This window comes from Arcicella lustrica (genome assembly GCF_034930985.1).
Taxonomy (GTDB): domain Bacteria; phylum Bacteroidota; class Bacteroidia; order Cytophagales; family Spirosomataceae; genus Arcicella; species Arcicella lustrica.
Window position 1 is genome coordinate 122948 of record NZ_JAYGIM010000009.1, and the last position, 24333, is coordinate 147280.

Sequence of the window (24333 nt, forward strand, 5' to 3'; positions counted from 1 at the left end):
AAATAGTGGTTCTTAAAGTACTTTTTTCCCAACAACGAAGTTGAGTTCTTCGATTGAGCGCATTCTATCACTTTTTAAAGAATTGAGCTCTACAACCGAAGTTTTGTATGATTCAACAAAATCTACAAATTCAATTAAAGAAATATTTCTTTTCTGATAACTAGCTACAGCCCCTTCAATCAATGTATCGAAACTTCCAATGAATTTACTATCAATACTTTGTGCCAAGCGATTATTCTCTTGTACTTTCATAAAAGCCCTGAGTACATCATTTTGTAAACTTGTTTGCGCTTGTTCCAACGTTTTTTGAGCAGCCTCAATCCTGAAAGATGAAGTTTTGATATTTCCTTGATTTTTATTGAAAACAGGAAGGTCTATCTGTAAAGTAATAGCGTGATAGTTTGGAATGAAACTTCCGTTGCGGTCATAAGAATAGCCAAGTCTAAGATCAGGCGTAGCCATCGCTTTTTGTAAAAGCAAATTTTCTTTTTCGTAGCGTACAGAAGCATCTTGCATTTTCAAATCGTAACGATTTTCAAAAGCCGTTGCTGTTAATTGTTCTAGTTTTAAATGATTAATGCCAAGACTATCTAATGCTTTTTCATCAATTTTTGGAGCAATAAAAGAAGTCTCTTTCGTATTGAGCAATGTCCTTAAAATACCTTGTTTTTCGATAATCTGTTGACGAAGCTCATTTTGTTCTTTTTTCAATGAGAATAAAAAGGCTTTTAAACGAATTACTTCTTTCAAAGGAATATTGCCTTTGCTATATTGTTCTTCATAAGCAACTAGCAGTTTCTGAAATGTCAGAATTTCCTCATCATACATCGCTACAGATTTTATAATGAAGAAAGTATCATAAAAATTAGTTCTTAATTCAATCGCTAAAGTTCTCAGTAAATCATAATAATTGTATTCACTTGCTTCAGTATTGATTTTCGCTAACTCAATCTGCCTGTTACGTTTCCCTGCTAACAAAAAAAGCTGCTGAATTTGAAATGCTCTTTGTCCCATATTTCCGAGTGGGAGAGGCGTTTTTGTTTCTTGATTATAGATTTGCTGTTCTCCCGAAAAAGTTGGGTTGTCCCACAACTTAGCTTGAATAATTTGGGCTTTAGAGGCTTCGATATTATACTTTTGAGCCAGTAAAAGTGCGTTGTTTTTTAAGAAAATTGCCTCTACATCGTTTAAAGCAAGTTTCAAAGTATCCTGCGAGAATGTCTTGAAGCAAGTCAAAGACAGCAGAATAATCCATAAACGTTTCATTTTAGTGATATTATAATGAGAGAAAAAGAGAATACAACACAGTATTGTGCATTAGAAGTACATTTAGCTTCTAATAAAATTGATAAAATAATACGCATAAGATTAGGCAAGACAGTAATTAGACTATCCTACAAAATCATTATATTATTTTTAAAATAAAGGAAGGAAATCAAAGACGAAGTACTCTGATTTGTAAATATATTTTAGGAAGATAATTGAGTATTAATTGATGGCTGAATACATAGTTTTCACTGATGTGATTAATGTAAACATGATGTGCATCTTTACTTGTTTTCGAGAACCATAAGGTGTAAAAATCTTCATCATCATTATCATCAGATTCCTCAGAATTAAAATGATTAGTGGCTACAAAATCATCAACTACATCTGGAGAATCAGAATGTGTACTTCGGGTAGGAAGTTTAAATTTAGTAACTTTTGAAGAACTAGCTTGTTGGAATTCCTTAGAACATAAAATTCCCTTTAATCCTAAACTTAGGAAAATAAAGGGAATTAGATATTTGATGAATTTAAATTTCACAAGATGTAAGCGGTACTTAATTGAGTTTGTAACGCCTATTGGTCAATTTTATTTCTTCTTTTCTTTTGGAGAAAACATAATTGACATTCTTTTTCCTTCTAAACGAGGTAGTTCATCGGCTTTTCCTACTTCTTCCAAACCTTTTGCAAAGTTTAGTAATAAGATTTCTCCTCTTTCTTTGAATACGATTGAACGACCAACAAAGTGTACATAAGCTTTTACTTTTGCACCTTCTTTCAAGAAGTTGATGGCATGTTTTAATTTGAAATTAAAATCGTGGTCATCAGTATTAGGCGAGAAACGAATTTCTTTCAATACTGTTTTTGCAGCGTTTGCTTTAATTTCTTTTTGTTTTTTCTTTTGTTCGTATTTGAACTTAGCGTAATCTGTAACACGACAAACGGGAGGATCTGCTTTTGGTGAGATTTCTACCAAATCCAAACCTTGCTGAACAGCGATAGCCAAGGCTTGCTTTATGTCCATGATGCCTTGCTCAACGTTTTCACCAACTAAACGTACATTTTGTACTCCTTTGATGAGACCATTTATTCTGTAAGGCTCTTCTTCTCTACGATTATTTCTAAAATTGTTATTCGGGCGTAACGCCATATTATCTAAATGATTTGTTTTAAAATGATACAATAGCAGGTTTGAGAACTCAAAATTGAACTGCCAATGCTAATTTAACGGAAAATTCGTATAAAAGGTTACAAATTAACCCTTTAATTACGAATCTTCCGAAAGCTAATTCAAAAAATAAAAAAATGCAAGTTTAATTTTTAGTTCTTATTCCTTGAATCGTACAATATTTTTATTTATTTCTCCTTGCATGAGGCTAATAAACTGGTCGATTGGCATCATTCCTAAATCACCTTCACCTTTTTTGCGGACAGAAACCATCCCTTGTTCCGATTCTTTTTCACCAACAATCAGCATGAATGGTAATTTATTAACTTCTGCATCACGGATTTTACGACCAATCTTTTCATCTCTATGGTCAATATAGCCACGCAAATCGTTTTCTTGCAAACGTAAGAAAATTTCATTGGCATAGTCCTCGTATTTTTCAGAGATGGGCAATACTGCCAATTGCTCTGGTGATAACCAAAGAGGGAAGTTTCCAGCAGTGTTTTCAATTAAAATTGCTACAAAACGTTCTAATGAACCAAATGGTGCTCTGTGAATCATCACTGGGCGGTGTTTTTGGTTGTCTGAACCTGTATATTCTAATTCAAAACGTTGTGGTAATTGATAATCGACTTGAATTGTACCTAACTGCCATTTACGTCCTAAAGCATCTTTTACCATGAAGTCTAATTTCGGACCATAGAATGCAGCTTCGCCTAATTCTACTACCGTTGGTAAACCTTTTGCAGCCGCAGATTTGATGATGGCAGCTTCGGCTTTATCCCAATCTTCGTCTTTACCGATGTACTTTTCTTTATTTTCTGGGTCACGTAATGAAATTTGTGCCGAGTAATTATCAAAACCTAAAGCTTTGAATACATACAAAACCAAATCAATTACTTTCATGAACTCGTCTTCTACTTGATCTGGACGACAGAAAATATGTGCATCATCTTGCGTAAAGCCACGAACACGAGTTAAACCATGTAATTCTCCAGATTGTTCGTAACGATAAACAGTTCCAAATTCTGCTAAACGCAAAGGCAAATCTCTGTAACTACGAGGTTTTGTCTTATAAATTTCACAGTGATGAGGGCAGTTCATTGGTTTCAAGAAAAATTCTTCACCTTCATCTGGAGTAAGAATGGGTTGGAATGAATCCGCACCATACTTCGCATAGTGCCCCGAAGTAATATATAATTCTTTAGAAGCAATATGTGGCGTAATTACGGGCGAATAACCTGCACGCACTTGGGCTCTACGCAAGAAATTCTCTAAACGTTCACGTAACATTGTGCCTTTTGGTAACCACAAAGGTAAACCCATACCTACTTTTTCAGAAAAAGCGAAAAGTTCTAATTCTTTTCCCAATTTACGGTGGTCACGTCGTTTGGCTTCTTCTAATAATGTTAAGTATTCTTCTAATTCTTTTTGTTTAGGGAAAGTAACCGCATAAACACGTGTCATTTGTTTACGAGAAGTATCACCTCTCCAATAGGCACCTGCTACCGACATTAACTTTACCGCTTTGATAAAACCAGTGTTCGGAATGTGTGGCCCACGGCATAAATCTGTAAAATTCCCTTGCTGATAAAAAGTGATTGAACCATCTTCCAAACCTTCTAACAATTCAAGTTTGTATTCATCGCCTTTTTCAGTGAAGTATTGAATGGCATCAGCCTTAGAAACTTCATAACGTTGATATTGGTTTTTCTGACGAGCCAATTCCAACATTTTATCTTCAATTTTCTTAAACTCATCAGCACTAAGTGCTTTTTCACCCATGTCAATATCGTAATAAAAACCAGTTTCGATGGCTGGCCCGATACCGAATTTTGTTCTAGGGTGTAAGGCTTCGATTGCCTCGGCTAATAAGTGCGCTGAGGAATGCCAGAAAGTAGATTTACCATCGGCATCATTCCATGTCAGTAATTGAAAATCGCAGTCATCATTGATAGGCAAAGAAGCATCAACTACTTTACCATTTACTTTTGCTGCTAAAACATTTCTGGCTAATCCTTCTGAAATGCTGAGGGCAATGTCCATCCCAGTTGTTCCCTGAGCATACTCTCTGACATTACCGTCGGGTAATTTAATTTTAATCATGGGGTTTGTGTTTGTTTTGAGCCTTGTTTTGGAAGAAAATGTTCTACAAATAACATTTCTCGTCAGAACTGAATCTCAAACGGCTTGTTTTAATTATGTTGAGTAATATTTTGGCAATATTGGGTCAAAAGTATCTCTTTCATCTACAAAATACAAGATAATGTATTTTTAGTTATTCAGAATTCCTTTGGGTTTTAATGGTCGAATACTGGTTGTATCAACTTTTCTAGCGGGTGTTTCAAAGCTTGGATAAGAAGTTGTGTCAAACTTTGTATCTAAATCTGTTGGATAAGCACCATACTTTTGTTTGTGTTGTGTTCTATATACTCCGTTCAATGCTCTGTAATCTTGACTATTGCTGGCTAATAATTCACTATAATAAGTTTCTGCTTTGGCAAAATTGCCAGTATATTCTAAACATTGAGCATATAAAAATTTTACTTCTGGATATTTTGCATTTTGATGAAATGCTTTTTCAATAAATGGAAGGGCAAAACGATAAGCTCTTGATTTAAAGTAAATCATTCCTGTGTTAAAATTAGCTTCAATCAATGAACTATCTAATGTGATTGCTTTATTATAACAAAGAATGGCGCTATCTAATTTCCAAGATTTTTGATAAGTATTTCCTTTCTGTAAAAATAAGTTTCCGTTTTTAGGATGAAACCTTAAGCCTTTGTTGGCATAAAGTAAAGCCAAATCATATTCACGAAGGTTTGTGTGAATTTGAGCCAATTTCAAGTAAACAGGTAAAAAGCTAGGTTTCAAACTTAATGTTTGCTGAAAATATCCTAAAGCAGTAGCCGTATCAGCCATTTTGGCTGAAATTTCTCCTTGTACAAAATATGTTTCACCATTATTGGGAGAAATTTGTAAGGACTTTCTTAAATAAGCTTTCGCCTTCTCAAACATATTTAATTGCTGATACAAATCGCCTAAAAGCGTATAAAGTTCTGGCGATTCAGCATTCAATACTTCTGCTTTGGATGCTGCTTCAAGAGCCAACCCCGGTTGATTGGATGCCCTAAGAATCAGCGCTTTTGCTTGAAAATAAGTACCAACGTTGGGTTTGATACTGATTGCAGTATTGATGTCGTCGAGGGCGTCACTTATTTTTTCATTTTCCAAATAGAGTAATGAACGCTTATAATAGTTTTCTGAACTACTTGGCGATGCTTCAATAGCATCTGTTAAAAAAGCAATGGCGGCTTCCCTACGAGCTTTTTCTGTTACTTCTGGAACTGGAGGAATGTTGATTCCTTTTTTTGATTCAGAAATACAGGCACTTACTAACAATAAAATAGATAGAAAATAAAGAGATATGTTTCGATTTTTTTTCATTAATCAAAATTACAAACTTAGGCTTTGAATTTATACCTTAAATGATAAAATCTTTCAAATAAAATACTCTCATGCTTCATTTTATTTGAATTAGGAGTATGGTCTATCATATTTTTCCGTATCTTTGCAACCTATTTTACAAAAAATATATTTTTCATTTAAAACGTTTAATAAAATGCCAAAAATTAAAACCAAATCTGGAGCGAAAAAACGCTTTAAGGTTACAGGATCAGGCAAAATCAAGCGTAAGCACGCTTTCCACAGCCACATTCTTACAAAAAAATCTACTAAACGTAAGCGTAATTTAGTTCACGATACATTAGTAAGTTCAGCTGACATGGACAGAGTAACGTTGATGTTAGTATTGTAATTCCCGTTTCTTGCGATTTATTCAATTGAAACAAATTAAAATTTAGTTATTGTTCAACCAGAAAATTGGCTCATTAAGTGTTAAGCATTAACCGCCATATTTCAAAAAACAACCAAGATTATGCCACGTAGCGTCAATCACGTAGCGTCGAGAGCAAGACGTAAAAAGGTGCTCAAATTAGCTAAAGGTTTTTACGGAAGAGGTAAAAACGTTTGGACGGTAGCGAAGAACAAAATTGAAAAAGGTCTTCAATATGCTTACCGTGACCGTAAGGTTAAGAAAAGAGATTTCCGTGCTTTATGGATTCAGCGTATTAATGCTGCTGCACGTCAAGAAGGTTTATCTTACTCAGCTTTAATGGGTAAATTAAACAAACAAGGTATCGAGTTAAACAGAAAAGTATTAGCTGACTTAGCAATGAACCACCCAGAGGCGTTCAAAGCGGTAGTAGCGAAAGTAAAATAGAAAGATTAGAGCGATTCACTGAATCGCTCTTTTTTTGTTTCTATGTTTCTATCAAAATTGTTTTTACGCCAATCCATTTGTTTTCTTCATATATTCCAAACAGAAAAACGTCAATTTCTACTGCTCCGATTTTTAGTACTTGTATGTCTGTTAATTTTTCAGTGAGTAATGCTTGTAATTTTATGGCATTGTCAACATACTTTTTTTCTTCTTCGCCAAACCAATCTTCTACTCTGGTTAATGGTTCGAAGAAATCTTCGATAGCAATCGCTTCAATTTCTTTGTCTGGTTCAATTCCATTAAACATTTTAAACTCTTGTACAGAAATACTTTCAGCAGTAGTGTATTCCATTTCAAAGTATTCAACAGCTTCGTCAGATTCACTTGGGTATCGTAAATCTTCAATTAGTGGTAGAATTTGTTCTTTCATAGTGTTCACTTCGTTTTGATCTGTGCTTGTGTCGAGCATTGTATTGATTAATTTAGAATTTCCTGATTCTTTTTGAATAATTCTTGAAATTAGAAAAATCTGTCTATACTTTTACTCAAAATCATAAAAACTCACAAAAACAATTCCAGATGTTAGAACAATTAATGGGTCTTATTCAAGACCATTCTCAACAAGCTATTGTAAAAAATCCAGCTATACCAAACGAAAAAAATCAAGATGCGATGCAAACTATTATGAGTGCAGTAACTAATGGTTTGAAAGGTCAAGCACAAAATGGTGCTGGTGGTTTAGGAGCTTTAACAAGTTTATTAGGCGGACAAACGGGCTTAAATGCAAGTACTTTGATGTCGAACCCAATTGTAGCCAATATCGCACAACAAGCTATTACAAGTTTAATGCAAAAATTTGGCTTAGATAAAACGGCGGCGGCTGGCATTGTATCACAGGTTTTACCAAATGTCATGAATTCTTTAATTACTAAAACCAACGACCCAAACGATACTTCATTTAATTTGAATGATATTACTGGTGCTTTTGCTGATGGTCAGTTTGATATGAATGATGTAAAAAAAATTGCTGGCAAATTCATGAGTGGAAATTCAGGTGCAAGTGAAGGGATTGGTGGAATGTTAGGAGGATTGTTTGGCGGGAAATAATTCCATAAGATTTTGTATCTTTCGGGGTAAGCTTTTGGCTTACCTTTTTTTGTTATGAAATATCCAATTTACTTAGATTATAACGCTACTAGCCCTGTTGACCCACGGGTTTTAGAAGCCATGCTTCCATATTTTACTGAACATTTTGGGAATGCGGCTTCTCGTTCGCATTTATTGGGTTGGACTGCCAAAGATGCTGTTGAAACTGCTCGTGAACAAATTGCTGAATTACTTCAAGCCAATGCTAAAGAAATCGTTTTTACAAGTGGAGCTACCGAAGCCAACAATTTGGCTTTGAAAGGAGTATTTGAAAGTACTTTCCCCCAAAAAAATCACATCATCACAGTTTTAACTGAGCATAAAGCAGTATTGGATGTTTGTTTACATCTTGAAAAACTCGGTGCTGAAATTACTTATTTACAACCTGATGAATTTGGTAGTGTAACGATTGAACAAATAGAAAATGCGATTCGTCCTGAAACTTTTTTGATTTCAATCATGTATGCCAATAATGAAATTGGTACAATTCAAGAGATTGAGGCAATTGGAACTTCAGCCCAAAAACACAAAATACTTTTCCATTCAGATGCCACTCAAGCAGTTGGAAAAGTACAGATTAATGTAAAATCTGCTAAGATTGATTTATTGAGTATGTCAGGACATAAACTTTATGGTCCAAAAGGCATTGGTGCTTTGTACATCAATCGAAACTTAAAGAATCAAGATTTGGTTGCTCAAATGGATGGCGGAAAACATGAAAGAGGTTTCCGTTCAGGTACTTTAAATGTGCCTGCTATCGTTGGTTTAGGCAAAGCTTGTGAAATTGCCGATGCTGAATTATTGACTGAAAATACTGTTTTATTGAAACTAAGAGATTGTTTAGAACAAGGAATTTTATCACAAATAAAAGGAACTAAAGTAAATGGCAATACGAATAATCGTTTGCCAAACGTTACAAATATTTCTTTTGAAGGAGTAGATGGCGAATTATTACTTTCTTCGTTCCGTGATATTGCCGTTTCTAGCGGTTCAGCCTGTACTTCTGCTTCGGTGGAGCCTTCTCATGTTTTAAAAGCAATTGGTATTTCTGATAAATTAGCCTATTCTTCTATTCGTTTTAGTTTGGGAAGATTTACCAATCAGGAAGAAATTGATTTTACAATAAAATATGTAAAAGAGGTGGTAGAGACATTGAGAGCTTAAATAGCTCTAGGCGATAGACTGTATACTTTAAGCTAAAATAGTTAGATAGAAAATAAATCCGATAGCTGTAGACTGAATGCTAATAGCTATATTCTCAATGAACAATGAAAGAAATAAAAACAATTCTTGAAGCGTATCAACAAATAGATTTTAATACCAATAAAGCTGCTTTAGCTACAGTGGTAAGAGTTGAAGGTTCGTCTTACCGAAGAACAGGAGCAAGAATGTTGGTTGCGGATACTGGTGAATTTGTAGGTGGAATTAGTGGAGGTTGTTTAGAAGGAGATGCCTTGAAGCGTGCAAGATTGGCGATGGCTCAAAACAAAGCGACGATTGTTACTTATGATACTTCAGACGATGACCCCTATCAAATCGGAGTAGGTTTGGGTTGTAATGGCATTATTGATGTTTTATTAAAACCTTTAGATAGCACGAATGCTGTGAATCCAGTTCAAATCCTAACGCAATGTGTAGATGCACGTAAAAAAAATGTTTTATTCACCTTTACAAAATTAAAAGGGAATCAGCCTTTGGTTAATTTGGGTGATACTTTCTTGTTTAATTCTCCAGCATATTTTACTGAAAATTTCCCCATTCCAGAGCTTTTAAAATCGCTTATTGCTGATGCCGAAACTTGTTTAAGCATTGGCAAATCGCAAAGTAATACTTATCAAACTGAAAATGGAGAGGTTCAGATTTTTTTAGAAGTATTATTGCCAGCTGTTCATTTGATTGTTTACGGAGGAAATTATGATATTTATCCAATGGTGAAATTGGCGAAAGAGATAGGATGGAAGGTAAGCGTAGTTTGTAATCCTTTAAAAGTACAGAAAAAACTTTTTGATTGGGCAGATACAGTGATTGAAAAAGAAAAAGGAACGGAAGTAAGTATTGATGAATACACCGTTGCCTTATTGATGGCGCATGATTATAATACAGACTTTAATAATTTACAACATTTGTTAACAACCGAAATACCTTACATTGGTTTACTTGGTCCTAAAAAACGAAGTGAAAAGATGTATAAAGCATTAGATGAAGAAGGAAAAGCCATCTCAGAAATTGATGCTGCTAGAATTGCTTCGCCAGTAGGTTTAGATATTGGTGCAAGTACTCCTGAGGAAATAGCCATTTCTATCATTGCTGAAATAAAAACTGTATTTTCAAAAAGAAGTGGAGATAGATTGAAGTTTAGAGATAGACCGATTTATGAGTAAAAAACATGAAGTTCTCAAGAAAATTGTTTCTTGAGAACTTTTACAGGTAGTAAATATCTATTGATAAAGTATTACTTACAAACCTTGTAAATACTTCAAAAACTCTTCTTTGGTAGTTTTTTCTAATTGTATTTCAATGGATTGGTCAACTGCTACATTAAAATCTTTAAAAAATGAATAGAGATTTTCATCTTCACTGACGGCATAACAAACTAATTTAATGTGTTCTCCCACTGGAATTTCTTTTGCAGAACCATTATAAACTTCCATTACAGATTTAATTTTATCAAAATAAAGGAAGATAAATATTGAACCAATTGCTGGTGTTTTAGAAGTAAATTTCAATACGGTTTTCTCTACTGGTGAATTCATGAATTTATCTACATTAATCCAACCAATTTGTGTAGGAAAAATTTTATAATGTCCTTCCTCAAAATACATTTTTGTAACGATAGAATCTTTCTTGGTAGTGTCGGCAGGTTGCTGTTGTTCTTGTTGCATTACTGCTGGTTGCCAATCTACAGTTCCATTATTTTGCTCATTGCCATAAAATACTTTCATGGTAGGGTCAGCATAACCAGGCGTTGGAATATTAACTGAGAATGTGTTGTTGTATGGATTTAAAACTAAAGGTTTTCCATCTTTACTTACCGAAATATTTACTTGTCCACCAGTTATGAGCATTTTACCATTTGATACCGTAGAAACCCTGTTTAATATCATATCAGCGGGTGTATATAATTCTTGAATCTCAATATCTACAGGATAGTCAACCCAATCGCCATTGGGAAGCATAAAATCATATTTATTCGCTTTAATCGTAGTTCCTTTTTTAGTGGTGAACGAAAAATCACCAGCGCTATTTACTTTCTTTTTTGTAGTTTCTACAGGAACAATAGAAGTCTTTTTTGCTTGTTCATCTACGGCAGGGAAAACTTCAACTTTAACCACAGGCGGAGGAATTACTTCATCTTTCTTGATGGCGTCGAATCTTTCTTTTGAACATCCTGAAAGAATTACCAAGAGGGTAGCAATGATAGTCGTTAATCTAAAGGTATGTGTTTTCATTTTAGGTATTTTTTAGAATAATCGTTTGTGTAAAAAATATTTGATGTTTATAAGGATTAATAAATGGGACAGCTTGCTTTTCTTTTACTCTTGATATAGGCAGGGCAAATAAGTAAACCTATTTCTCCATAACTTTCTTGCCAACGAATATTATATTTTATTTCTCCGAAAAGTCTAACACTATAATTTCCAACCGAAGTACCAATACCAACTTCTGGAAGAAAATTATTTTGTTTTGAGTTTTGTTGCTGGGTTTCTATATAGTTTATCCAACGGTTATATTCTACGCCACCTGTTAAATAAATAGTTGGCTTTTCTACTTCCATTCCTTTCTTAAAACCATTGCGTCTGACATTCCCTTTGAAGACAATGTAATTGATATTTAGACCTGCCAATAATTCATGAATTGTATTGAAAGGAGGAGCGTATTTAAACTGTGGCACCAATTGAACTCTTGGAATAACAGGAATCTGTGCCCTTAAACCAATACCTACGCTATTAAGTGGAAAATTATACATGCCAGAAACTCCAAGTGCAATTTTATCTTGAGAAAATGAGGTTGTCCTAAAGCAAAGCAGAAAGCATGTTAATACTGATAATTTGTAGTAAAACTTTGATGAAGCAATCATTATAGTGTATTTATGTTGTGTAAAGCCAAATCATTAGAAAATAAGGCGGTTTATATGTTACAAAAATAAAGGTTTTTAGAGGAAATAAATATACGTTCACTTACAATTACATAAGTGCTTGAATCTTTAATATGAAAGAGCTAAAAGCCAAGTAAGCTATCCACCAATTATCCTCTTACGATGTTCAATACCCCAATCGGCAATTACATCTGTCACTTGTCTTAATGTTGCACCGTATTCTGTAATTTCATATTCAACAGTAATTGGTTGAGTATTTTGTACTGTCCTTGTAATCAATTGATTCATCTCCAAATCTTTCAATTCTCTACTTAGTACTTTCCCCGAAATTCCATTGATTTCTTTTAATAAATCAGTATATCTTCTTTTCTGATAACACAAACAAGCGATAATAGATACCTTCCATTTTCCGCTTAATATATCCATTACATCATGTATTGCCATAATGGTTTTAGCACATTCTTTCTTCGTTGGTCTTTCAGCAATTTCCATCATTTGTCATTTAGTTACTTTTTTGTCACGTTACTTTTGGTAACAAAGTTACAAATGTTCATGTTGTAGATTAAGTAATACAACATAAATTTTAAGGAAAAACCAAAATGGAATTATTAAAAGCTTTAGAGTGGCGTTATGCAACGAAGAAAATGAACGGGAATGTTGTTCCTCAAGAAAAAGTAGATTATATCATTGAAGCAGCAAGGTTAGCGCCATCTTCATCTGGATTACAACCTTACGAAATCTTTGTGATTAGTGATAAAGCACTATTAGAAAAAATACAAGCGATTGCTTTCAATCAAAGTCAGATTACTGATGCTTCACATCTATTGGTTTTTGCTGCTTGGGATGGTTATTCATTAGAAAAAATCGAGAAAGTATTTGCCAGAACAGTAGCAGAAAGAGGTTTGCCTACTGATAAAATGGATGATTATAAAAAAATGTTATGGGGAATGTATGAGCCACTTGGTAAAGAATGGCACGCTACTCATGCAGCAAAACAAGCATACATTGCATTCGGTTTGGCAATTGCTGCTGCGGCAGAGCAGAAAGTAGATACTACACCAATGGAAGGATTTGTTCCTGCGGAATTAGATAAATTATTGGGTTTAGAAGCATTAGGTTTAAAAAGTGTAGTGATTTTACCATTAGGATACCGTGATGAAGCCAATGATTGGTTATTGAATCTTAAAAAAGTAAGAACACCGAAAGAAGCTTTTGTGACTGAGATTAAATAAGTGATGGATTGATATTTAGCTTTGTCAACTTTTGAAAGTTGACAAAGCTTTTTTTTTGCAATTTATTAATCCCGAAGGGATGTCAGAATTATAGCGAAGAGCATAATATTATTCCCAAAACCCTGAAAGGGTGATACAAGGCTAACTCATTGTATCACCCTTTCAGGGTTTTTGTTTTTGCATTTTTCCTATTCTATCATCCTTTCATCCCTTCGGGATTTTGATTTTACTTTTAGGATTGTTTCAATTAATAAAACATTAACTCTTTAGAGTCTTTTCGTTTGTTTTGGGCAATAGATTCATTTTCAATTGGATTTAAACTTAATTAAAGAAAGAATCCAATCCCGAAGGGATGAAATATTTATAGCCATAAAAAAACACAAGAACTATTCGACCCTGTAGGGGTCATATAAATTGATGGTTTATTTGTTGAAAGTGTTTTATTTCTTCTCTGCTTTTTCCTTTAAAAACAATAACTACCCTCTGACAGACCTTACTTTTCTTTTCTTGATACAAGAAAAGTAACCGCAGCGGCGGCCGCAAAAGAAAATCAAGAATTCCTAAACTCGCTTCGCTCAAACAGTAGAATTTCGTAAGATTGCTTTCGCATAATGGAATGAGTCATTTTTGAGAAATCTATTAATCCCGAAGGGATGTCAGAATTATAGCGAAGAGCATAATATTATTCCCAAAACCCTGAAAGGGTGATACAATGGGTTAGCCTTGTATCACCCTTTCAGGGTTTTAGTTTTTTTGTAATTTTCTTATTTTATAATCCTTTCATCCCTTCGGGATTTTGATTTTACTTTTAGGATTGTTTCTATTGATAAAACATTAACACTTTTTAATTAATCTTTTGTAGCCTTTTCATTTATTCTGGGAAATAATTTCATTTTCAATAGGATCGGGTTTTACCCCAATCTTGTTGAGAAAAAGGATAAAAAAAACTCCAATCCCGAAGGGATGTCAGAATTATAGCAAAGAGCATAATATTATTCCCAAAACCCTGAAAGGGTGATACAAGGCTAACCCATTGTATCACCCTTTCAGGGTTTTTGTTTTTGCATTTTCCTATTCTATAATCCTTTCATCCCTTCGGGATTTTGATTTTACTTTTAGGGTTGTTTCAATTGGAAAAACATTAATCCTTTTGAGCCTTTTGTTTGTTCTGGGAAATATATTTTTTTCAATAGGATTGGGTTTAAACCCAATCCTATTGAAAAAAATATAACGAACACCAAATCAAGGTGTCTTAAAATAGATTTACTAAATCCTGATTTTGCAAAGTCAGCCTACCATATACCCAATAAAATTTTCTTGAGCAAAGTTGTATTTTTTTAAAATTTCTTTATTAATTTTAATTACCTAACATTCAAAATCAACAGTCTGTTGTTCAGGCTGATACACCACTGATATAAGTTCAACAACTTATTAATTGCTTGTGCTAATGGGCAATTATAAGATATTTACTCAATAGTTTTTTCAAACCTAAACAATAAAATCATGTCAACACTACAAGACACAGGCAATGCTGTTAACATTGCAAACTTCCAAAACCTTATTTCTTATTGTTCTAATTTTGGGGAGGCTTATAATCCTTCCAGAGATGCTTTGAAGCTTGGTCAATTGCAAGCTTTATTGGCGGAGGCTAAAAGTATCATGCTTGTTATTCATGATTTAACTACCGAACATGATGATGCGGTGAATCACCGAAAGAAATTGTTTGCTGATTTACGTCCTTTAAGCACTAAAGTTTGTGGGGCTTTTTCGATTTGTGATGTGGAGGATGCCGTTGTTGAAGATGCAAAAGGGATTAATCGTAAAATTCAAGGTCAAAGAGCTTCGGCAAAGCCTGTGCCTGTGATGGTAGATGGTGTATTAACTACGCCCAAAACGAATTCTTCTTCGCAACAGAGTTTTGATTATATGATAGAGCATTTGAACGCATTGATTTCTTTGTTGTCTTTTCATTCAGCGTATAATCCTAACGAAACCGATTTGAAAGTTACTACTTTAAAGGCTTTGGCGACTGATTTGAACAATGCCAATAATGCGGTGATTAATAGTCATACGCCTTTGGACATTGCTCGTGGTAATAGAAATACTTTGTTGTATGCTCCTAAGACTGGTTTAGTAGATATTGCTTTGGATGTTAAGACTTATATCAAAGTGACTTTTGGAACAGGTAGTATGGAGTATGGGAAGGTTAAAGGGATTCTATTTAAACGCATTGTATAATCTACTATTAGCTTTATATAAATAGCCAATGCCATGATACTTGTTACATGACATTGGCTATTTTTTTATCTTCCTTTTTGTGTTTATACTATTAGCTCCTGCACTGACGGGATGAGCGACTGCATTTATACTATTAGCTCCTGCACTGACGGGATAAGCGACTGCGTTTATACTATTAGCTCCTGCACTGACGGGATAAGCGACTGCATTTATACTATTAGCTCCTTCACTGACGGGATAAGCGACTGCATTTATACTATTCGTTCCTGCATTGACGGGATAGACAACTGCATTTATACTATTAGCTCCTGCACTGACGGGATAAGCGACTGCATTTATACTATTAGCTCCTGCATTGACGGGATAGACAACTGCATTGATGTTATCAGCCGTATAACCTCATCCCCCAGCCCCTTCTCCTGTAGAGAAGGGGAGCTGTTTGTTGGGTTTAATAATTGATTATCAAATATTTAATTTATTGTTTGTGAAACTATATCTTTTTAGAAAAAGATTAGATGCTAACTGATAAATATTAGACAAAAAAAGCCCCCTCTCGACAGGAGAGGGGGTTGGGGGTGAGGTTTTTAGCCTATTATATGAGCCATTATTCAAAATAATAATTACATATAGTTTAAAACAAATATAAAGATTCTATTCAACACGCTTCGTAACCACTGTAATCTTCGCATCAACAGGAATATTCTTAATCGTTTTTACAATTGGGATAATCTGTTTTTCTAGTTTTGCCCCAACATCGGTAGTATGAACCGCAATGTATGGTGCAATTACTAATGAAACGATAGACATTAGCTTTATCAAGATATTCATTGATGGTCCAGAAGTATCTTTGAATGGATCACCCACGGTATCACCTGTTACAGAAGCTTTATGTGGTTCTGATTTTTTATAATACATTTCACCACCAATTAAAACACCTTTTTCAAAAGACTTTTTAGCATTATCCCAAGCACCACCAGCGTTAGATTGGAAAATACCCATCAAAACACCCGAAACAGTAACACCTGCTAATAAACCACCCAGTACTTCTGGACCCATTGTGAAGCCAACGATAACTGGAGTGATTAATGCAATAGCTCCCGGCAAAATCATTTGCTTGATAGATGCTTCGGTAGAAATAGCAACGCATTTTTCATATTCTGGTTCAGCCTTATATTCCATAATACCCGGAATTTCACGGAACTGACGACGAACTTCATTCACCATTTCCATCGCTGCTTTTCCAACAGCCGAAATACATAAGGCACTAAAGATAAATGGAATCATACCACCCACAAACAAACCTGCTAATACATCGGCTTTATAAATATCAATGGCTTTGATGCCCGCAATACCCACAAATGCGGCAAACAATGCCAATGAAGTAAGAGCCGCAGAGGCAATTGCAAAACCTTTACCCGTTGCCGCAGTAGTATTACCTACAGCATCTAAATTATCAGTACGCTCACGAACTTCTGGAGGCAATTGCGACATTTCGGCAATACCTCCCGCATTATCAGCAATAGGTCCAAAAGCATCAATAGCCAACTGCATAGCCGTTGTAGCCATCATCCCAGCGGCAGCAATTGATACTCCGTAAAGTCCAGCGAATTTGTAAGAAAGAATAATCCCTGCTGCTAAGACTAAAATTGGCAATACTGTTGATTCCATCCCGACCGCTAAACCACCAATGATGTTGGTAGCGTGTCCAGTACCAGATTTTTCGATGATAGACAAAACAGGACGTTTGCCCATAGCAGTATAATATTCAGTAATCATCGACATCAATGCACCAACCACTAAGCCAACCACAATAGCTAAGAATACACCATTAGCAGTAAATTCAAAACCACGAAGATTTAGGTTTTCAGGCAAGATATTTTTTACCAAGAAATACGAAGTAATAAAAGTAATGATGATAGAAACCCAGTTACCCAAGTTTAAAGCATTTTGAACAGAAGAAGTTTCACTTTTAATCTTCACAAAGAAAGTTGAAACCAAAGAAGCCAGTAAACCAACGCCCGCAATAAGCATCGGTAATAAAACAGGAGAGAAGCCTCCGTAATTATCACTTACTTCAATTTCTTGTCCGAGTACCATTGTTGCTAAAATCGTTGCCACATACGAACCAAATAAATCAGCACCCATACCAGCCACGTCGCCTACGTTATCACCCACGTTGTCGGCAATAGTAGCAGGGTTACGCACATCATCTTCTGGGATTCCAGCTTCTACTTTACCTACTAAATCTGCACCGACATCGGCTGCTTTGGTATAAATACCACCACCTACTCTGGCAAAAAGCGCAATAGATTCAGCACCCAAAGAGAAACCTGCAAGAACTTCGATTGCAGTTTTCATTTCATCAGAAGTAAGTGCTTGACCCTGTGCGAAGATATTATAAAAGGCAATAAATAAGCCACCAAGTCCTAAAATAGCTAAACCAGCTACGCCCATACCCATTACAGAACCACCAGTAAAGGAAACATCAAGTGCTTTAGAAAGCGAAGTACGAGCTGCTTCGGCAGTACGAACGTTTGCTTTGGTAGCAATTTTCATTCCGATGTAACCAGCCGTTGCCGATAGTAAAGCACCAATTAAAAAAGATACAGCAATTAATGGAGAAGAATGAATAGGGTGTTCTGGTGTGCCTGTATCTGAGCCCAACCAGAATAATAATAAGGCAGTTGGGATGGCAAAGTATGCTAATACTTTCCATTCAGCTTTTAGGAATGCAATGGCACCATCTGCTATGTATCCAGAGAGCTTTTGCATTTCGGCATTTCCTGCAGGTTGTTTAGAAACCCAACTAAAACGCCATGCAGTGTAGAGTAATCCTACTATTCCGAAGGCAGGTACTAAGTAAATAATGTCATTCATAATGGTAATTGAAGGGTTTTAGATTAAAATTAATGATTAAAATTCATAGCTACTGTTACAAATATACATTTTTAAGTTTCTTATAAAAAAACTATTTCAAGAAAAAATTGGACTATAAATATCAATGTAACAATTAAATAATGCTTAATTCTAATTAATTTCGGTCTTTGAAAGAATCTAAGATGCTTTTTTACGACCAATAATTAACATTGAACTAAAAACGGCATTTTTTGAACTTAATTCGTTAATACTTTGTCTTCAATTCTTCTCAAATTTGTATCATAGAAATTTAATTATTAAAAACAATATGCAACCAACAACATTATTCGACAAAGTATGGGATGCCCACGTTGTTCGTAAAATCGAAGACGGCCCTGATGTATTCTTCATTGACCGTCATTTTATTCATGAAGTTACCAGTCCAGTTGCTTTCTTAGGCTTAGAAACAAGAGGTATCGGGGTGATGTTCTCGAATCGTACTTTTGCTACGGCAGACCATAATACTCCTACGATCAATCAACACCTTCCAGTAGCTGACCCACTTTCTGCTAATCAGTTGAAAGCCTTAGAAACGAATACTGCGAAATATGGTATTTCTCACTGGGGTTTGAATAATCCTAAAAACGGTATTGTACACGTAGTTGGACCAGAAAATGGTATCACTCTTCCGGGTATGACAATCGTTTGTGGTGACTCACATACTTCTACGCATGGTGCTTTTGGTGCAATTGCTTTCGGTATTGGTACTTCTGAGGTTGAAATGGTACTTTCATCTCAGTGTATTATGCAACCTAAGCCAAAGAAAATGCGTGTAAACGTAAATGGTCCACTTGGCAAAGGTGTTACGCCAAAAGACGTTACTTTATATATCATCTCTAAATTAACTACTGCTGGTGCAACTGGTTATTTTGTAGAATATGCAGGTGATGTATTTGAAAATATGTCAATGGAAGGTCGTATGACGGTTTGTAACATGAGTATCGAAATGGGTGCTCGTGGAGGTATGATTGCTCCAGACCAAACTACTTTCGATTATCTTGAAGGTCGTGAACAAAGTCCAAAAGGCGAAGCTTGGGATAAAGCATTAGCTTATTGGAAAACATTGAAAACTGATGCAGATGCCGTATTTGATAAAGAATATACTTTTGATGCAGCTGATATTGAACCAATGATTACTTATGGTACAAACCCGGGTATGGGTATTGGTATCTCTAAAAATATTCCAACGGCTGAATCTGTAGAAGGAGGAAAAGCTACTTATGATAAATCGTTGAACTACATGGGTTTTGGCGAGCAAGAAAGTATGCTTGGCAAGAAAGTAGATTATGTTTTCATCGGAAGTTGTACAAACGGACGTATCGAAGATTTCCGTGCTTTTGCTTCTATCGTAAAAGGACGCAAGAAAGCTGATAATGTTACTGCTTGGATTGTTCCGGGTTCACACATTGTGGAGGCACAAATTCGTGAAGAAGGTATTTATGACATTCTTACAGAAGCAGGTTTCTTATTGCGTCAGCCAGGTTGTTCAGCTTGTTTAGCAATGAATGATGATAAAATTCCAGCTGGGAAATATGCGGTAAGTACTTCAAACAGAAACTTTGAAGGTCGTCAAGGCCCAGGCTCTCGTACATTATTGGCAAGTCCATTAGTTGCTGCTGCTGCGGCGGTTACTGGGGTTGTTACAGATCCGAGAGAGTTGTTGTAGGATTTCGGTCGTCGGCTATCGGATTTCGGTTTTAATTTAAGTCTAAGTAAAGTAATAATAGATTTAAAATCAATTATTTTAGTATTACAAAAATTACTATCGAAACCTTCAACGAAAGCAAACGATTTATGTCCTATGAGAGATTTCAGAAAATTGAGAGTTTGGGAGCAAAGTCACCACTTGACATTATTACTTTATTCCCAAACAAAAACATTTCCTAATGAAGAGAAATATGGAATTACTTCTCAAATAAGGAGAGCTGTTGCATCCATTCCAACAAATATTGCAGAGGGATGCGGAAAAATTGGAGATAAAGATTTTGCGAGATATTTGAATATTTCATTTGGTTCTGCTTCAGAACTTGAATATTTAATGATTTTGTCAAAAGACTTAGATTATCTTTCAAGCGATATGTTTTTAACAATCTCAACAGAAATTATTGCTATCAAAAAACAATTATATCATTTGATTATAAAATTAAACGCTGGAAGCTAAAGCCATTTCGTATTAAGGTAAAATATTTTAAAAAGCCGAAGTCCGAAATCCGAAAGCTGAGAGCTCTAACACAATGGCATACGATAAATTCACTATATTAAAATCAACGGCCGTTCCAATGCCAATTGAGAACGTTGATACAGACCAAATTATCCCTGCACGTTTCTTAAAAGCTACTAAACGTGAAGGCTTTGGTGATAACTTATTCCGTGATTGGCGTTATAATACCGACGGTTCACCGAAACAAGATTTCGTATTAAACAACCCAACTTATACAGGAAAAATCCTTGTAGGTGGACATAACTTCGGAAGTGGTTCAAGCCGTGAGCACGCTGCTTGGGCAATTTACGATTATGGTTTCCGTTGTGTCGTATCTAGCTTCTTTGCTGATATTTTCAAAGGAAATGCTATTAATGTGGGTATTCTTCCAGTACAAGTAAGTCCAGCATTTTTGGATAAAATCTTCTTGGCAATCGAAGCAAATCCTGCAGCTGAAGTAGAAGTAGATTTACCAGCACAAACAATTACTATTGTTGCAACTGGCGAACAAGAAAGCTTTGCAATCAATGGTTATAAGAAAAACAACCTACTAAATGGCTTTGATGATATTGATTATCTTCAAGCGATGAAAGAAGAAATAGGTGGTTTTGCTAGTAAAAGTATTTATTAAGCTATTGGCTTTCAGCTATCGGTCATCGGTTATTGGACTTTTGCACTCGGATTTAGGATTTCAGCTTTCGATTTATAAAAATTAAAAACTTCTATAAATTCGATGACTGATAGTCTAAAATCTGATAGCCGAAGTCTGATAACCGAAATCCGATAGCCGAAAGCAGCAAATAGCAAAAAGTATATGCGACACATAGAAATAATGGATACGACACTCCGTGATGGTGAACAAACCAGTGGAGTGTCTTTTTCGGCTACTGAGAAATTAGCAATCGCTCAATTATTATTAAAAGAAGTAAAAGTTGATCGTTTGGAAGTAGCTTCTGCAAGAGTATCCGACGGTGAATTTCAGGCAGTAAAAAAAATTACTGCTTGGGCAAGCGAAAACGGATTGATTGATAAAATCGAAGTATTAACTTTTGTTGATGGCGAAACCTCGGTGAATTGGATGATTGAAGCGGGTGCAAAAGTGATGAATCTTCTTACAAAAGGTTCGATGAATCATTTAACGCATCAACTCAAGAAAACTGCTGAACAACATTTTTCAGAAATTGCTGAGGTAATTGCACTGGCTCGTTCTAAAGATATTCAATGTAATGTCTATTTAGAAGACTGGAGTAATGGTATGCGTAATTCGCCTGATTATGTGTTTCAGTTTTTGGATTTCTTGACTACGCAACCTATCAAACGAGTACTTTTACCTGATACTTTGGGGGTATTAACGCCTCGTGAATGTTTCGACTTTTTATCTCAGATTGTTCAGCGTTATCCAAATCAACATTTTGATTTTCATGCGCATAACGATTATGATTTAAGTATCGCTAACGTGATGGAAGGTGTTCGTGCTGGCGTTCATGGACTTCATTTAACGGTAAATGGTATGGGTGAAAGAGCAGGAAATGCACCTTTGGCAAGTACTATTGCTGTCTTGAAAGACTTTATGCCAGAAGTAGAAACCTCTGTTGTTGAAGCTTCGCTTTACTCTGTAAGTAAACTGGTTGAAACATTTTCTGGGTTTAGAATTCCAGCGAATAAACCTGTAGTTGGTGAAAACGTTTTTACACAAACCGCAGGTATTCATGCTGATGGAGATAATAAAAACAATTTATATTTTAACGATTTAATGCCAGAACGTTTTGGCAGAGAACGTAAATATGCTTTGGGTAAAACTTCGGGAAAAGCTAATATTGAGAAGAATCTTCAAAAATTAGGTATTAAATTATCGCAAACTGATTTAAAGCGAGTAACTCAAAGAATTATTGAATTGGGTGACCGTAAAGAAGTCGTTACTCAGGAAGATTTACCATATATTATCTCTGATGTAATTGATACCAATATCGTTGAAGAGAAAGTAGAAGTAATCAATTATGTTTTGACTCACTCTAAAAACCTTCGTCCATCGGCTACTTTAAGAGTGAAAGTTGATGGTCATATTTTTGAAGAGAATGCACAGGGAGATGGTCAGTACGATGCTTTTATGAATGCTTTGAAAAAAGTATATCTTAAAAAAGAAGTATTGCTTCCGATGTTGACCGATTATGCTGTAAGGATTCCACCAGGAGGAAATACAGATGCACTTTGTGAAACCATCATTACTTGGGAACATAAAGGAAAAGAATTTAAAACCAGAGGACTAGATTCAGACCAAACCGTTTCAGCGATTAAAGCAACACAAAAAATGCTAAACCTGATTTAGTTTTGAATTAGTGATTTTTTAAAATTTAGTGAATTGTGATTTAGTGATTACTCACTGAGTTATCTGATTTACAAAAAAACTAAAGTCTTAAAAGTCAAAAATTCTCAAGTCTTGAATCTTGCTTCTTGTATCTTGAATCTATCTTAAAATCTAATAACAAAAAACCCTTGAGTACTAAAGTCCAGAATCCTAAAGTCTTGAATCTTGTGTCTTCTGTCTCAAAGTCTAAATAAAAAAAATAAATGAAATTAAATATTGCAGTTTTAGCCGGTGACGGTATCGGTCCAGAAGTAATTGAACAAGCATTAAAAGTAGTTAATGCAATTGGTAAAAAATATAACCACGAAATCAATCTTACTCACGCTTTAACAGGTGCTGTAGCGATTGATGCTACTGGAAATCCATATCCAGACAAAACGCACGAAGTTTGTATGCAAGCTGATGCAGTTTTGTTTGGTGCAATTGGTCATCCACGTTTTGATAATGACCCTTCTGCAAAAGTTCGTCCAGAACAAGGTTTATTAGCAATGCGTAAGAAATTGGGATTGTATGCCAATATTCGTCCTACTTTAGTATTCCCTTCATTATTGCACAAATCTCCATTAAGAAGAGAATTAATCGAAAATGCAGACTTCGTTTGTATTCGTGAATTAACTGGCGGTATTTATTTCGGCGATAAAGGCAGAAACGAAACACGTGACAAAGCTTGGGATGTATGCGAATATACGAAACCAGAAGTTGACAGAATTGTTCGCTTAGCTTACGAATACGCAATGAAGCGTCGTAAAAAAGTATGTATCGTTGACAAAGCAAACGTATTAGAAACCTCAAGACTTTGGAGAGAAGTAGCGCAAGGAATCGAAAAAGAATATCCAGAAGTAGAAACTGAATACTTATTCGTAGATGCAGCTGCCATGCGTATTATCCAATGGCCAGAAGGTTTCGATGTAATGGTTACTGAAAATATGTTCGGTGATATTTTAACAGACGAAGCTTCAGTAATTTCTGGTTCAATGGGCTTAATGCCTTCAGCTTCTATTGGTTTACATACTTCTGTATTTGAACCAATCCACGGAAGTTACCCACAAGCGGCTGGCAAAAACATTGCTAACCCACTTGGAACAGTACTTTCAGCAGCCATGATGTTTGAATATGCTTTCAAATTGATGGACGAAGCTAACGAAATTAAAGACATCGTTAACAAATCATTAGCGGAAGGCGTTGTTACAGTTGATATTGCTGATGGCGGAAAAGCATTCTCTACTTCAGAAGTAGGTGACTGGTTAGCTGCACAGATTGCATAAAAATATTTTGCATAATTTATTGAAACAGAATCCGCTTCAAAAGAGCGGATTTTTGTTTTTAGAGGTTTTTCTTACAAGAATATAAATTAAATAATATTGATTATAATTTTAATAATTAAACCTTTCCGCACGTTCTATACTCTAAGAGTCATTAAATTT

The 24333-nt window shown here is 35.2% G+C and carries 22 protein-coding genes; 12 read left to right on the forward strand and 10 right to left on the reverse strand.

Going from position 1 to position 24333, the window contains the following annotated elements:
* Positions 1-12: 12 nt before the first annotated feature.
* The 5 genes from VB798_RS12650 to VB798_RS12670 form a co-directional block, all read right to left on the reverse strand.
* The gene (locus tag VB798_RS12650; RefSeq protein WP_323258833.1) at positions 13-1266 is read right to left on the reverse strand and encodes a TolC family protein; all 1254 of its coding nucleotides are present in this window, start codon (positions 1264-1266) and stop codon (positions 13-15) included.
* A gap of 169 nt (positions 1267-1435) precedes the next feature.
* Positions 1436-1807: a hypothetical protein gene (locus tag VB798_RS12655; RefSeq protein ID WP_323258834.1), complete on the reverse strand. Its 372-nt coding sequence runs from the start codon at positions 1805-1807 to the stop codon at positions 1436-1438.
* 48 nt (positions 1808-1855) lie between these two features.
* A complete protein-coding gene (gene infC, locus VB798_RS12660) occupies positions 1856-2416 on the reverse strand; it encodes a translation initiation factor IF-3 (RefSeq protein ID WP_184136626.1) in 561 nt (186 codons plus the stop codon).
* Between the two features lie 177 nt (positions 2417-2593).
* The gene (gene thrS, locus VB798_RS12665; protein ID WP_323258835.1) at positions 2594-4540 is read right to left on the reverse strand and encodes a threonine--tRNA ligase; all 1947 of its coding nucleotides are present in this window, start codon (positions 4538-4540) and stop codon (positions 2594-2596) included.
* Between the two features lie 168 nt (positions 4541-4708).
* Positions 4709-5881, reverse strand: a complete 1173-nt coding sequence (locus tag VB798_RS12670) for a tetratricopeptide repeat protein (protein ID WP_323258836.1) — start codon at positions 5879-5881, stop codon at positions 4709-4711.
* A 175-nt stretch (positions 5882-6056) separates the two neighbouring features.
* Here VB798_RS12670 and rpmI point away from each other — a divergent pair, with 175 nt between their 5' ends.
* A complete protein-coding gene (gene rpmI / locus VB798_RS12675) occupies positions 6057-6251 on the forward strand; it encodes a 50S ribosomal protein L35 (RefSeq protein ID WP_323258837.1) in 195 nt (64 codons plus the stop codon).
* Between the two features lie 120 nt (positions 6252-6371).
* Positions 6372-6716, forward strand: a complete 345-nt coding sequence (rplT, locus tag VB798_RS12680) for a 50S ribosomal protein L20 (protein WP_184136617.1) — start codon at positions 6372-6374, stop codon at positions 6714-6716.
* Between the two features lie 40 nt (positions 6717-6756).
* Here rplT and VB798_RS12685 read toward each other — a convergent pair whose 3' ends face one another.
* On the reverse strand, positions 6757-7146 hold the full coding sequence (locus VB798_RS12685; protein WP_323258838.1) for a nuclease A inhibitor family protein: 390 nt from the start codon (positions 7144-7146) through the stop codon (positions 6757-6759).
* 149 nt (positions 7147-7295) lie between these two features.
* On the opposite strand from VB798_RS12685, the gene VB798_RS12690 reads away from it, so the two are divergent.
* From VB798_RS12690 to VB798_RS12700, 3 genes are all read left to right on the forward strand, one after another.
* A complete protein-coding gene (locus VB798_RS12690) occupies positions 7296-7823 on the forward strand; it encodes a DUF937 domain-containing protein (protein ID WP_323258839.1) in 528 nt (175 codons plus the stop codon).
* 54 nt (positions 7824-7877) lie between these two features.
* Positions 7878-9026, forward strand: coding sequence for a cysteine desulfurase family protein (locus VB798_RS12695; protein WP_323258840.1), 1149 nt, complete (start codon positions 7878-7880; stop codon positions 9024-9026).
* 104 nt (positions 9027-9130) lie between these two features.
* Complete coding sequence (locus VB798_RS12700) at positions 9131-10243, forward strand: XdhC family protein (protein ID WP_323258841.1); 1113 nt, start codon at positions 9131-9133, stop codon at positions 10241-10243.
* A gap of 75 nt (positions 10244-10318) precedes the next feature.
* Here the strand turns inward: VB798_RS12700 and VB798_RS12705 are convergent, their stop codons facing one another.
* The 3 genes from VB798_RS12705 to VB798_RS12715 form a co-directional block, all read right to left on the reverse strand.
* Entirely contained in the window at positions 10319-11311 is a 993-nt protein-coding gene (locus VB798_RS12705) for a hypothetical protein (RefSeq protein WP_323258842.1), read from the reverse strand.
* Between the two features lie 56 nt (positions 11312-11367).
* On the reverse strand, positions 11368-11940 hold the full coding sequence (locus VB798_RS12710; protein ID WP_323258844.1) for a hypothetical protein: 573 nt from the start codon (positions 11938-11940) through the stop codon (positions 11368-11370).
* 156 nt (positions 11941-12096) lie between these two features.
* Positions 12097-12453, reverse strand: a complete 357-nt coding sequence (locus tag VB798_RS12715; RefSeq protein ID WP_323258846.1) for a winged helix-turn-helix transcriptional regulator — start codon at positions 12451-12453, stop codon at positions 12097-12099.
* Positions 12454-12557: 104 nt separating this feature from the next.
* Here VB798_RS12715 and VB798_RS12720 point away from each other — a divergent pair, with 104 nt between their 5' ends.
* Both VB798_RS12720 and VB798_RS12725 read left to right on the forward strand, forming a co-directional pair.
* Positions 12558-13190 (forward strand): nitroreductase family protein, encoded by a 633-nt coding sequence (locus VB798_RS12720; protein WP_323258848.1) that lies wholly within the window; start codon positions 12558-12560, stop codon positions 13188-13190.
* Between the two features lie 1503 nt (positions 13191-14693).
* The gene (locus VB798_RS12725; protein WP_323258850.1) at positions 14694-15428 is read left to right on the forward strand and encodes a hypothetical protein; all 735 of its coding nucleotides are present in this window, start codon (positions 14694-14696) and stop codon (positions 15426-15428) included.
* 651 nt (positions 15429-16079) lie between these two features.
* On the opposite strand, the gene VB798_RS12730 is transcribed toward VB798_RS12725, so the two are convergent.
* On the reverse strand, positions 16080-18305 hold the full coding sequence (locus VB798_RS12730; protein ID WP_323258852.1) for a sodium-translocating pyrophosphatase: 2226 nt from the start codon (positions 18303-18305) through the stop codon (positions 16080-16082).
* 307 nt (positions 18306-18612) lie between these two features.
* Between VB798_RS12730 and leuC the strand changes: the two genes are divergently transcribed.
* From leuC to leuB, 5 genes are all read left to right on the forward strand, one after another.
* Entirely contained in the window at positions 18613-20010 is a 1398-nt protein-coding gene (leuC, locus tag VB798_RS12735; RefSeq protein WP_323258854.1) for a 3-isopropylmalate dehydratase large subunit, read from the forward strand.
* A gap of 135 nt (positions 20011-20145) precedes the next feature.
* Positions 20146-20505: a four helix bundle protein gene (locus VB798_RS12740; protein ID WP_323258856.1), complete on the forward strand. Its 360-nt coding sequence runs from the start codon at positions 20146-20148 to the stop codon at positions 20503-20505.
* Between the two features lie 73 nt (positions 20506-20578).
* On the forward strand, positions 20579-21175 hold the full coding sequence (gene leuD / locus VB798_RS12745; protein WP_323258859.1) for a 3-isopropylmalate dehydratase small subunit: 597 nt from the start codon (positions 20579-20581) through the stop codon (positions 21173-21175).
* A 201-nt stretch (positions 21176-21376) separates the two neighbouring features.
* Positions 21377-22870: an alpha-isopropylmalate synthase regulatory domain-containing protein gene (locus VB798_RS12750; RefSeq protein WP_323258860.1), complete on the forward strand. Its 1494-nt coding sequence runs from the start codon at positions 21377-21379 to the stop codon at positions 22868-22870.
* Between the two features lie 242 nt (positions 22871-23112).
* Positions 23113-24174, forward strand: coding sequence for a 3-isopropylmalate dehydrogenase (gene leuB / locus VB798_RS12755; RefSeq protein ID WP_323258862.1), 1062 nt, complete (start codon positions 23113-23115; stop codon positions 24172-24174).
* Positions 24175-24333: the final 159 nt, after the last annotated feature.